The sequence below is a fragment of the Cupriavidus sp. CuC1 genome, assembly GCF_044627735.1.
GTDB classification, from domain to species: domain Bacteria; phylum Pseudomonadota; class Gammaproteobacteria; order Burkholderiales; family Burkholderiaceae; genus Cupriavidus; species Cupriavidus ulmosensis.
In genome coordinates, this window is record NZ_JBIUHC010000229.1 from 1 (window position 1) to 12,279 (window position 12,279).

Sequence of the window (12,279 nt, forward strand, 5' to 3'; positions counted from 1 at the left end):
TGGCCTCGCCCCGCGGCAGGTTGCGCCAAGCCACGCCGCGCGCGCCGGGCGGCACGCGCTGGCCCTGCACGAAGGCGCGCGCCGGCATGCCGGTGATCGCTCCCGGCACGTCCCGGTTGATGTACGTGTTCCGGACATGGTTATTGATCACCTCGTTGTTGACGGTGAAGTGGTTGATGCGATTGACATAAGCCGGGCTGGCGCCATAGACCGGGCGATAAGCCTCGCGCGGCCCCAGCGGATACCACGCGACGCCCGGGCCATTGCCTCGGTCGTGGCCGCGGTCGTGGTCATGGTCGCGCCAGTGGCCTCCATCTATGAATCCCACCAGCGCGGGGGCGTAGACCGGCTGCACCGACCTCGGGCCTGGCATCCAGCCCCAACGGTTGCCAATGCGCGCCCAGCGGCCATAGTGGGACGGGGCAAAGCCCCAGGGCGCATCGTCGCACCAGCTCCATCCCCACGGCGCCACCCAGGCCCAATAGCCGGCGCTGTAAGGCACCCAGTCCGCGGCCACCACGCGCGGGAACCATACCGCGCCATAGCCGGGGTCTTCCTGCCAGTCGCCGTAGTCGTCCAGTGCGGCATACCCAGTCATTTCAGGCGCCACGTAGCGGGCGGACGGCGAGCGGTCCTCCCGCGCGTCGCGCGCCATGGTCCAGCGATCGAAGCCGTCCATGGGCGGGTTGGTGGCGCTGCCGGCCTCGGCCAGATCGGTGCCGCCGAAGCGCACTTGCTCGCCGCGCCGCATTTCCAGCGAGCGGTTGTCGCCATACAGCGTGGCCGAGCCGTGGTGCATGGTGACGACCGTGGAGCTGCCGTCGGGCGCCACGTCCAGCCGGTAGTCGCCGGGCTCGCGCGGCACGAAGGCCAGGTTGGGCGTATCGATCTCGACCGGCTGGTCGGGCGGCAGCGCGCGCACGCGTAGTTGCAGCGTGCCCTGGGTCAGCTTGACCTGGGTGGCACTGTCATCGAGATTGAGCACGGTCACGGCGGTGCCGCTGCCTAGCCGGATCGCCGTGGAGCCGGCGTGCAGCTCGGCCCGCCCGCCGTTGTCGACCCAAAGGCGGTCGCCGGTGGTGATCGGCCGGTTCAGCGCGGCCCGCGCCCAGTCGTCGGACCCTGCGGGGACAAAGCTCAGGTTGCCGGCGGCATCGGTCACGGTGGCAATGCGGTCGGAGGGATCGGCGGACTGCGCCAGCGCTGGCAGTTGCCAAGTGACTAAAACGAGGCTGGCGGCCAGGAACAGGAAGCGCGCACGCGGGCCAAGCTTGCGGTCAGGGAACATGTGGATACCTCTTGGTCGAAATAGGCGCGCGGGCCAACTCCTGCCGCCCCTGTTGTCACCATACTTCCGATAACGCTGGGCCGCCGGACTGGCGCACTTGACTTTGTAAGCACATATTTCCCTGATTCCCCGCCGCGGCTGCGCCGGGAAGGCACGATCTGGCTGCGCGCCGCCCGCCGTGGCCCCGGCCCGCACGGGGGCCACGGCGGGCCGGCTTATTCAGGACAAAGCTGGAAACAATTGCGCATCGGCGCCGCACGCTCGTGCGAGGGGAAAGGCACGGGCGGCCCGGCTTAGCGGGCGGCGGACTGGGACTGCTGCAGGAACTCGGTGAACTTGTCGGGGGACATGGGCCTGCCATACAGGTAGCCCTGCACCTCGTGGCAGCCGTTCTCGGAAAGGAAATCCCGCTGCTCGACGGTTTCCACGCCCTCGGCCACCACGCCGATGCCCAGGCTGCCACCGACGTTTACCATGGCGCGCACGATGGCGGCGTCGACCGGGTTCTGCGTGACATTGCGGATAAACGACTGGTCGATCTTGATGCGGTCCACCGGGAAGGACTTGAGGAAGCTGAGCGAGGCGTAGCCGGTGCCGAAATCGTCGCAGGTCAGGGTCACGCCATCGCGGCGCAGGGTCTGCAACTGCCCGGAAAACTCGTCGCCCTGCTGCAAGGCGATGGTCTCGGTGATCTCCAGCTCCAGCCGCTCCGGCGCCAGTGCCAGCTCGCGCAGCACATGACGGACTTCGGTCAGCAGCCGGCTCTCGCTGAGCTGCGCGGCAAACAGGTTGATGGCCACCCGCGGCGCATCGGCAAACCCGAGCGACCACATGCGCGCCTGGGCGCAAGCGGTGTGCAGCAGCCAGACGCCGACGTCCGCCGCCACGCTGCTGGCGGCCAGCGCATCGATGAAGCTGGCCGGCGTCAGCAGACCCTGGGTGGGATGGCGCCAGCGCATCAGTGCCTCGGCGCCAACCACCCGGCCATCGCGCAGGTCGATCTGAGGCTGGTACAGCAGCTCGAACTGGCGCTGCGCGTAAGCGTCCCGCAGCGCTTGCACCAGCGACAGGCGGGTCGTCACGTCGGTGCGCATCTGCGGCTTGAAGAAGCGGATGGTGCGGCCGCCGTCGCGCTTGGCCCGGCCGAGAGCCAGGCTGGCCGAGGCCAGGGCATCGGAGGCATTGTCGCCGCCGGCCGGCATCACGCAGGCGCCCAGGCTGGCCAGCACGTGATGGCGCCGGTTGCCGTACTCGTGGGGCTCGGTCTGCAGCGAAAGGATGGCGGCGCTGACGTGGCGCACCAGGGTGGGATCGGCAATGGAAGGCAGCAAGACGGCGAACTCGTCGCCGCCGACCCGCCCCAGGACGGCGTCGCGCGGCGAGGCGTCGCGCAGGCGGCGGGCTACCCGGCGCAGGATCTCATCGCCCTCGGCATGGCCATGCATGTCGTTGAACGCGCGGAAATCGTCGATGCCGAGCAGCAATAGCGCGCAGCGCGGGGAAGCCTCCGTACGCAGGCGGCCTTCCAGCGTGTTCAAGAATGCCTGGCGCGACGCTACGCCCGTCAGCGGATCAATGTCCGCATTCGGCGGGGCGCCGGCCTTCGCCTCTGACCTGGCCACCATGCCTGCCCTGTTTGTGATTATCGACATCGGTCCGATCTGTCTATTTGGCAAGTGTGACTAAAACCAGGAAAAAATCAAGCCAAGTTAAACGATATGTTGCGGCAGCATGTTGCAACGCGGTGAATCCCATAACCCCGCGCGGGCGCCATTGAAATGGCCGGGGCCTTACAGTACCCTACGCCGCTATAAACTGGCCGCTCACGCCCGGCCCGCGCCCACGCGCCAATGCCGCCGCGCCCGGCCGGCGATGGGGCGCCTTCCGACAAGAATAAGCAACGGGAAACCGCACCTTGACCCACTGGACCATCCGCACGCGCATCCTGGCAAGTTTTGCCCTCATCCTGGCGGTCATTTTACTCACGGCGGTGGTCGCCTATGACCGCCAGTCGGCCATCCAGACCCATGCGGATGCGCTGCGCGACGACGCGCTCCCGGGACTCTACTACAGCACCGCGATGCGCGGCGCCTGGGGCGAGACCTATGTGCTGGCCTGGCAGAGCGCGACCGCGGCCAATGACGCCGAGCGCCGGCAATACGCCGAGGCCAACATGGCCTTGCACAAGCGGCTGGACGGCCTGGAGGCAAAGTACGCCGAATCGATCCGGCGCGCCGACGATCGCGAGCGCTTCGAGAAATACCGGGAGCTGCGCCGGCACTATGACGAGCTTTCGGCGTCGCTGTTCGCGGCGACCGGCCCGGAGGTCGCCGCCGCCGAGGCCAAGCTGCGCGGACCAGTCCACGCAGCCTGGACCGAAGGCCGCGCGGCCGTGCAAACACTGTTGGAAGATAACAACAAAGTGGCCGAGGACGGCGCCAGCAGCATCAACAAGGCGGTGCAAACGGCCAAGATCAGCATCGAGGTCTCCCTGATCGCCGCCCTCCTGGAGTCGCTGGTGGCCGGCTACCTGCTGTTCCGCTCCATTACGGTGCCGATGCGCTCGATCGTCAAGCAGCTCGCCAACATGCGCGGCGGCGACTTTCGACAGCACCTGGCGCTGAACCGCAAGGATGAGTTCCTGGAAGTCGAGCAGGGCTTCAACCAGATGACCGGCGACCTCACCACGCTGGTCGGACAGGCCCAGCGCTCGGCCATCCAGGTCACGACCTCGGTCAACGAGATCGCCGCCACCGCGCGCCAGCAGCAGGCCACCGCCACCGAAACGGCGGCCACCACCACCGAGATCGGCGCCACCTCGCGCGAGATCTCCGCCACCTCGTGCGACCTGGTCCGGACCATGACCGAAGTCTCAGGCGCCGCCGAGCAGACCGCCGGCCTGGCCGGCACCGGCCAGGCAAGCTTGTCGCGCATGGAGGCCACCATGCACCATGTGATGGAGGCCGCCGGCTCGGTCAATGCCAAGCTGGCCACCCTGAACGAAAAGGCGGGCAATATCAACCAGGTGGTCACCACCATCGCCAAGGTCGCGGACCAGACCAACCTGCTGTCGCTGAACGCGGCCATCGAAGCCGAGAAGGCGGGCGAGTATGGGCGCGGCTTCTCGGTGGTCGCAACGGAGATCCGCCGCCTGGCGGACCAGACCGCGGTTGCCACCTACGACATCGAGCAGATGGTGCGCGAGATCCAGTCCGCGGTGGCGGCGGGCGTGATGGGCATGGACAAGTTCTCCGAGGAAGTGCGGCGCGGCATGTCGGAGGTGACCCAGGTGGGCGACCAGCTCTCCCAGATCATCGGCCAGGTGCAGTCGCTGGCGCCGCGCGTGCAGATGGTCAACGAGGGCATGCAAGCCCAGGCCGGCGGCGCGGAACAGATCAACCAGGCCCTGATGCAGTTGTCCGAGGCAGCCCAGCAGACGGTGGAATCCCTGCGCCAGTCCAGCCAGGCGATCGACGAGCTGACGCTGGTCGCCAACGACCTGCGCACCGGCGTGTCACGCTTCAAGGTTTGAGCTCGCCGGGCACTCACGCCACCCCATGAAACTCTTCCTGCTCTTTCGCATCCGGGCCGACCACTACGCGCTGGACGCGAACGAGATCGTCGAAGTGCTGCCGCTGACCACGCTCAAGCACCTGCCCGAGGCGCCGGCCTGGGTCAGCGGACTGCTGGCGCGGGATGGCCAGGTGGTGCCGGTCATCGACGTCAATGCGCTGGCCGTCGGCACGCCGGTCGCCCGCCGGACCAGCACACGCACCGTATTAGTGCATTACCGCCGGCACGCGGCGGCGCCCGCGCGCCTGCTCGGGCTGCGGCTGGAGTACGCCACCGAAACCCTGCGCTGCGAGCCCGCCGAATTTGTCGACAGCGGCGTGGACAGCGCCCCGGCACGCTACCTGGGGCCTGTGCGCAGCGGCGGCCAGGGGCTGGTGCAGTGGATCAAGGTCGATGCCCTGCTGCCCGACGACGTGCACGCAAAGCTCTTCCCCGAACTGCCGGCGGCTGAAGCCGCCGCGCCAGGGCCATGACCACCGCCGCCCATATCGAAGCGCTGCTCAAGGAGCGCATCGGCCTGGATGCCGCCACCGTCGGCCCCGGCATGATCGAGCGCGCGTTGCGCGAGCGCCTGGCAGGGGCCGCGGTGCCCGACCATCACGCCTACTGGAACCTGTTGCACTCGCACCCGGACGAGTTGCAGTCGCTGATCGAAGCCGTGGTGGTCCCCGAGACCTGGTTCTTCCGCCATCGCGAGGCGCTGCTGGCGCTCGGCCGCTTTGCCGCCATGCGGGTCTTCGGCAACGAGCCCGCGCACGACGACGCCGGGCCATTGCGCATCCTCAGCGTGCCCTGCTCGACCGGCGAGGAGCCCTATTCGATCGTCATGGCGCTGCTGGACGCCGGTGTGCCGGAGCACCGCTTCCAGGTCGATGCCGTGGACGTCAGCGCCCGCGCGCTGGAACGCGCGCGCATCGGGCAATACGGCAACAACTCCTTCCGGGGCGCCCCACTGGATTTCCGCGACCGGCATTTCACCGACTGCACGGGTGGCTACGCCCTCAAGGCCAGCGTGCGCGGCAAGGTGCGGCTGCTGCGCGGCAACCTGCTCGATCCGGGGCTGATGGCCAATGAGCCGCCCTACCATTTTGTGTTCTGCCGCAACCTCCTGATCTATTTCGATCCGCCGACCCAGCACCGTTCGCTGAAGATGCTGGAACGGCTGAGCCGACCGGATGCCACGCTCTTTGTCGGCCCGGCCGAGGCCAGCCTGCTGACGCGGCACGGCTTTGTCTCGGCGGGCGTGCCGCTCGCCTTTGCCTTTACCCGGCGCAGCGCGCACCAGGCGGGCAGCGCCAATCCGGCAATGCCGCTCTACCCGACGCACCTGAGCGCTGCGGCCCGGGCCGCCCCACGTCCGTGGCCGCAGCGGCTCCCGAGGCCGCTGGCCGCACGCGGCGAAGCGCGCTCCGCCGGCGTGCTGGCGCCCTTGGCACCGGCACCCGGTACCCCCAAGCCCGACAAGGCGGCCGAGCGGGCCAAGGCCAGCGCCGACGCGCTGTCCAGGATCTCCCGGCTCGCCGATCGCGGCGAACTGGCCGCCGCGGTAGCGGCCTGCATGGCGCACCTGGATGCGCAGGGCCCGTCGGCCTCAGCCTACTGCCTGCTGGGTGTGCTCTACGACGCCACCGGCCGCCTCGCCGACGCGCGCGAGTCCTATCGCCGCGCGCTTTACCTCGACCCGGCTCACCAGGAGGCGCTCTACCATATGGCCGCCATCCTGGAGGCGCAAGGCGACGGCGCGGCCGCGGCCCGCCTGAGAAACCGCGCACAACGCAAGACCCCGATCCGTCATGGCTGAGCCCGCATCGCATCCCCTGGCCGCGCATGGCCTGCCGCCCGCCATGGGCACTGTCACGGTCGCCGTCGACGATTGCTGGCGCCGCATCGGTGTGCTGGGCGATGGCAGCTGTCCGCTGCTGGCCGAGCACATCCATTGCCGCAACTGCCCAACCTATTCGCGCGCGGCGCTCACGCTGCTCGACAATCTGCCCACCGGCGAAGCCAGCTTGCCGGACGGTCACGCTGTCCATGCCAATGCCGCCGCGCGCGGGCCCGTCATGTCTTGCCTGGTGTTCCGCATCGGCGACGAATGGCTGGCGCTGCCCGCGGGCGCGCTGGCGCTGGTCACCGCGCCCTGCCCCGTGCACTCGCTGCCGCACCGCCGCCACGCCGCGGTACTGGGCCTGGCCAGCGTGCGCGGCAACCTGCTGGTATGCATCTCGCTGGCACGGCTGCTCGGGCAGGACCCAGCCGCCGGCGCCGCGTCCAACGCCGCCGCCAATGCCAAAGGCAGCGCCGGGCACGGCGCCCGCCTGCTGGTGCTGGGCCAGGGCCGCACCGCCATCGCGCTGCCTGTGGATGAAGTCACCGGCATCGAGCGGATCGCCGAAGCCGACCTGCAGCCTTTGCCGACCACCCTGTCGCGCGCCTCGGCGCATTACACCCGGGCGCTGCTGAAAAGCAACGCACGCACGGTGGGCTTGCTCGACCCGGGCCTGCTGCAACAAGCCTTGAAGCGGAGCCTGGCATGAACCCCGACCAGTTGCGCGACGCCTCGCTGCTCGAGCTGTTCGCGCTAGAGGCGCAATCGCAGGCCGAAGTCCTCAATGCCGGCCTGCTGGCGCTGGAGCGCGACCCCGCCGCGGCGGAGCAGCTCGAGGCGTGCATGCGCGCCGCCCATTCGCTCAAGGGCGCCGCGCGCATCGTCGGCCTGGATGGCGGCGTGCGCGTGGCCCATGTGATGGAAGACTGCCTGGTGGCAGCCCAGCGCGGCGCGCTACTGCTGCGGCCCGTGCATATCGACACCCTGCTGCATGGCACCGACCTGCTGCTGCGGCTGGGCTGCCCGCCCGGCGGCGACCTGGACTGGGCCGACCAGGCCGGCAAGGCCGAGGTCGATGCGCTGGTGCTTCGCATGGGCGCGCTGCTAGCCGGCGAGGAGGTGGACTCCGACGCCTGGACCCCGGGACATGCTCCAGCGGCGGCAACGCCAGCCAACGCGTCCGGGTCCGCAGCGACTGAAGCCATCCGCCCGGCGCCACCCGGCAGCCCCGTGGCCGAACCGATCCCTGCCAACCCCGCGCACGGCGCCGATGCAGCCACGGCACCTGCCACGTTCGCGCCGGGCGAAGCCCCCCGCGCGCCGGAAGCCCAGGAGCGCATGCTGCGCGTCAGCGCCGATACGCTCGACCAGTTGCTGGCGCTGTCGGGCGCGGCGATGGTGGAGACGCACTGGCTCAAGCCCTTCGGCAACGCCCTGCAGCAAACCCGGCGCGTACAAATGCGCGCGCTGCAGGCACTCGACACACTGCAGGTAGCGCTCGCGGCCAGCGCGGCCGACCCCGCCGCCCATGCCGCGCTGGGAGAAGCGCAGCGCCTGCTGGGCGAGAGCCACCAGCAGCTGTCGCAACGGGTCACGGAGCTGGAGCAGTACGACCACCGCACCGGCCAGCTATCGCACCAGCTCTATGACCGGGCGCTGGCCAGCCGCATGCGCCCCCTCGCCGACGGCCTCACCGGCTACACGCGCATGGTGCGCGACCTGGGACGCTCGCTGGGCAAGGCAGTGCACCTTGAACTGGTCGGCGAGAGCACCAAGGTCGACCGCGACATCCTGGAGCAGCTTGAAGCGCCGCTGGCGCACCTGCTGCGCAATGCGGTGGACCACGGCATCGAGATGCCGCAGGCGCGCCGTGCCGCCGGCAAGCCGGTCGAAGGCCGCATCACGCTGAACGCGCGCCACAACGCCGGCCGGCTGATGATCGTGATTGCCGACGACGGCGCCGGCGTGGACCTCGACGCCCTGCGCGCCGCCATCGTGCGGCGCAAGCTGGTGCCCGAGGAAACCGTCGCCAGGCTGTCGCAGGCCGAGCTGCTCGACTTCCTGCTGCTGCCCGGCTTCAGCATGCGCGAAACCGTCAGCGAAGTGTCCGGGCGCGGCGTCGGGCTCGACGCCGTGCAGGACATGATCCGCCAGGTGCGCGGCAGCATCCGGCTGACGCAGGAAAGCGGGCGCGGCATGCAGTTCCACCTGGAGTTGCCGCTTACCCTGTCGGTGGTGCGCGCCTTGCTGGTGGAGGTATCCGGCGAGGCCTATGCCTTCCCGCTGGCCTACGTCATGCGGGCCATCCACCTGGAGCGCGGCAACATCGAGCAGCTGGAAAACCGCCAGCACTTCCGCTTTGGCGAGCGCCAGGTCGGGCTGGTGAGCGCGGCGCAGGTCCTGCAGCAGGCGGAGACCCGGCGCGACGAGGACACCGTGCCGGTGGTGGTGGTGGGCGATCACGAACGCACCTACGGCGTGGCGGTGGACCGTCTGCTGGGCGAGCGCATCCTGGTGGTGCAGCCCCTGGTGGCAAGCCTGGGCAAGATCAAGGACATCGCCGCCGGCAGCCTCACCGAGGATGGCACGCCGGTGCTCATCTTCGACGTGGAGGATATGGTCCGCTCGGTGGAAAAGCTGCTGTCGGGGGGCAAGATCGACCGCATCCGCCGCGGCGTGGAGGCAGCCCCGGTACGGCGCAAGCGGGTGCTGGTGGTGGACGATTCGCTCACGGTGCGCGAGCTGGAGCGCAAGCTGCTGTCCAACCGCGGCTATGACGTCACGGTGGCGGTGGACGGCATGGATGCCTGGAACGTGCTGCGCGCGGAATCCTTCGACCTGGTCATCACCGACATCGACATGCCGCGCATGGACGGCATCGAGCTGGTCAGCCGCATCAAGCGCGAGGCCCGCCTGATGCACCTGCCCGTGATGGTGGTCTCCTACAAGGACCGGGAGCAGGATCGCCAGCGCGGCCTGCAGGCCGGGGCGGACTATTATCTGGCCAAGGGCAGCTTCCAGGACGCCGCGTTGCTCGATGCGGTGCAAGACCTGATTGGAGAAGCACGCGCATGAAGATCGGCATCGTCAACGACTCCCACCTGGCCGTGGTCGCCCTGCGGCGCGTCATCGCCCTCGATCCCATGCTGGAGGTCGCATGGGTGGCCGAGGACGGCGAGAGCGCCGTGCGCATGGCCGCCGCGCGCACGCCCGACCTGATCCTGATGGACCTGCTGATGCCGGTGATGGACGGCGTCGAGGCAACACGCCGCATCATGGCCGCCACGCCGTGCGCCATCGTGGTGGTGACCATGGACCTTGGCCGCAACGCCAGCCAGGTCTTCGATGCCATGGGGCAAGGCGCCATCGACGCCGTGGATACGCCCACCTTGGCCCAGCCGGATTCGCAACTGGCAAGTGGTCCCCTGCTGCGCAAGATCCGCAATATCGGCCGCATGCTGGAGGGCCGCGCCGGACCCGCGCGCGCGGCCGCGCCGCAAAAGCGCAAGCCCAGCGCCGAGCGCCTTGTCGCGCTGGGCGCGTCGGCCGGCGGCCCTGCCGCGCTGGCCACCGTGCTGGGCAGCCTGCCGGCCGGGTTCGCCGCCGCCGTGGTCGCGGTCCAGCACGTGGACGAGGCCTTCGCGGCCGGCATGGCCGACTGGCTGGACGCGCAGTGCGCGCTGCATGTGCGCCTCGCCCGCGAGGGCGAGGGGCCGCAGCCGGGCACCGTGCTGCTGGCAGGCACCAACGACCACCTGCGCCTGGTCAGCGCCTCCCGCATGATCTATACCGAAGAGCCGAGCGATTACCTGTATCGGCCGTCGATCGATGTGTTCTTCGAGACCGTGGCGCAGCACTGGCGTGGTGACGCGGTGGGCGTGCTGCTCACCGGCATGGGCCGCGACGGCGCGCTGGGCCTCAAGGCCATGCGCGAGCGCGGCTATCTGACCATCGCCCAGGACCAGGCCAGCAGTGCCGTCTATGGGATGCCCAAGGCTGCCGCCGCCATCGGGGCCGCCAGCGAAATCCTGCCTTTGCAGCAGATCGCCGCCCGCGTCGTGCGGGCATGCAATGCCATCAACGACCAGGGATAGCACAGAGGCGCTAACAACATGAAACGACGCAAACCTGGCCGCGCGCGCCTACGCCGCCACGCCAGGATCATTTTGTTAGCGTCTCCAGGTCGGAGAGCACGAGGAAGAGAATGTCTATAGATACACACCCCAAAGCCACCCAGCGCCCGGGTGATTACCTGGCCATGGTGCTGCTGGTGGACGACCAGGCCATGGTAGGCGAAGCGGTACGGCGCGAGCTCGAACCCGAACAGGATATCGATTTTCACTATTGCGCGAAGCCTGACGAAGCCGTTGCCGTGGCCGAACGCACCCGTCCCACGGTCATCCTGCAGGACCTGGTGATGCCCGGCATCGACGGCCTGACGCTGGTGCGCCGCTACCGCGCCAACCCGGCGACGCGCGATATCCCCATCATCGTGCTCTCCACCAAGGAAGACCCGCTGATGAAGAGCGCGGCCTTCGCCGCCGGCGCGAACGATTACCTGGTGAAACTGCCCGACACCATCGAGCTGGTAGCGCGCATCCGCTATCACTCGCGCTCCTACCTCAACCTGCAGCAGCGCGACGAAGCCTACCGCGCGCTGCGCCAGAGCCAGCAGCAGTTGCTCGAGACCAACCTGGAGCTGCAGCGGCTGACCAACTCGGACGGGCTGACCGGGCTGTCCAACCGGCGTTATTTCGACGAATACCTCGGGGCCGAATGGAAACGCGCCAATCGCGAGCAAAGCCAGCTGGCGCTGCTGATGATCGACGTGGACGCGTTCAAGGCTTACAACGACACCTACGGCCACGTGGCCGGGGACGAGGTGCTGCGCCGCGTGGCCGGCGTGATCCGCGAGAACTGCGCGCGCCCGGCGGACCTGCCGGCGCGCTTCGGCGGCGAGGAGTTCGCCATGATCCTGCCCGCCACCTCGCCAGGTGGGGCGCGGCTGCTGGCAGAGAAGGTCAGGCGCGCGATCGAGTCCCTGCAGGTGCCGCATAGCGGGTCGCCGGTGGGGCAGCATGTGACTGTCAGCATTGGGGGGACGGCGATCGTGCCTGGGGCGGATGTGCCTTTTAGCCGGATTGTGGAGATTGCTGATGCGGGGCTTTATCAGGCTAAGAGGAATGGGAGGAATCAGGTTGTTATGAGTTCTTGAGGATTTGGGTTGGGGCTGCAAGTGCTCATGCAACTGCAACTGCAACTGCAACTGCAAAGTCAGCTTCAACTGCTTAACTTCAAGGTCAAAGGCAACTGCGGTTTCACCACCCCTGCGGGGCGGCGACCTACTTTTTTGTCTTGCCAAAAAAGTAGGCAAAAAAGGCGCGCCGGATGGGGCGACACCCCCTCGGGCGCCCCATACGGCCTTGGCACACCTTGACGGCTCGCTTCGCATCGCGCTTGGGTGATTCCCGCCTGACGGGCGGGAATCACGGCCGGACCGGATGGCAGGTTTGGTTCCTTCTCCCTTCTCCCTTCTCCCTTCTCCCTTCTCCCTTCTCCCTTCTCCCTTCTCCCTTCTCCCTTCTCCCTTCTC

The 12,279-nt window shown here is 68.7% G+C and carries 9 protein-coding genes; 7 read left to right on the forward strand and 2 right to left on the reverse strand.

What is annotated here, in order from left to right; genetic code table 11:
• Together ACGLHR_RS47650 and ACGLHR_RS47655 are read right to left on the reverse strand one after the other, a co-directional pair.
• Nucleotides 1–1,288 (reverse strand): DUF6600 domain-containing protein (locus tag ACGLHR_RS47650; RefSeq protein ID WP_400102722.1); only part of this gene is annotated, 1,288 nt, incomplete at its 3' end.
• A 293-nt stretch (nucleotides 1,289–1,581) separates the two neighbouring features.
• The gene (locus ACGLHR_RS47655) at nucleotides 1,582–2,913 is read right to left on the reverse strand and encodes a putative bifunctional diguanylate cyclase/phosphodiesterase (RefSeq protein WP_400102729.1); all 1,332 of its coding nucleotides are present in this window, start codon (nucleotides 2,911–2,913) and stop codon (nucleotides 1,582–1,584) included.
• Between the two features lie 290 nt (nucleotides 2,914–3,203).
• Here ACGLHR_RS47655 and ACGLHR_RS47660 point away from each other — a divergent pair, with 290 nt between their 5' ends.
• From ACGLHR_RS47660 to ACGLHR_RS47690, 7 genes are all read left to right on the forward strand, one after another.
• Nucleotides 3,204–4,820 (forward strand): methyl-accepting chemotaxis protein, encoded by a 1,617-nt coding sequence (locus ACGLHR_RS47660; protein WP_400102723.1) that lies wholly within the window; start codon nucleotides 3,204–3,206, stop codon nucleotides 4,818–4,820.
• Nucleotides 4,821–4,845: 25 nt separating this feature from the next.
• Nucleotides 4,846–5,334, forward strand: a complete 489-nt coding sequence (locus ACGLHR_RS47665; RefSeq protein ID WP_400102724.1) for a chemotaxis protein CheW — start codon at nucleotides 4,846–4,848, stop codon at nucleotides 5,332–5,334.
• Nucleotides 5,331–6,662 (forward strand): CheR family methyltransferase, encoded by a 1,332-nt coding sequence (locus ACGLHR_RS47670; RefSeq protein WP_400102725.1) that lies wholly within the window; start codon nucleotides 5,331–5,333, stop codon nucleotides 6,660–6,662. The genes ACGLHR_RS47665 and ACGLHR_RS47670 overlap by 4 nt, the downstream gene beginning before the upstream one ends.
• Before the next feature lie 43 nt (nucleotides 6,663–6,705).
• A complete protein-coding gene (locus ACGLHR_RS47675) occupies nucleotides 6,706–7,395 on the forward strand; it encodes a chemotaxis protein CheW (protein WP_400102730.1) in 690 nt (229 codons plus the stop codon).
• Nucleotides 7,392–9,761 (forward strand): hybrid sensor histidine kinase/response regulator, encoded by a 2,370-nt coding sequence (locus ACGLHR_RS47680; protein WP_400102726.1) that lies wholly within the window; start codon nucleotides 7,392–7,394, stop codon nucleotides 9,759–9,761. The genes ACGLHR_RS47675 and ACGLHR_RS47680 overlap by 4 nt, the downstream gene beginning before the upstream one ends.
• On the forward strand, nucleotides 9,758–10,780 hold the full coding sequence (locus ACGLHR_RS47685; protein WP_400102727.1) for a chemotaxis response regulator protein-glutamate methylesterase: 1,023 nt from the start codon (nucleotides 9,758–9,760) through the stop codon (nucleotides 10,778–10,780). The genes ACGLHR_RS47680 and ACGLHR_RS47685 overlap by 4 nt, the downstream gene beginning before the upstream one ends.
• A 110-nt stretch (nucleotides 10,781–10,890) precedes the next feature.
• A complete protein-coding gene (locus ACGLHR_RS47690; protein WP_400102728.1) occupies nucleotides 10,891–11,901 on the forward strand; it encodes a diguanylate cyclase in 1,011 nt (336 codons plus the stop codon).
• Nucleotides 11,902–12,279 lie beyond the last annotated feature (378 nt).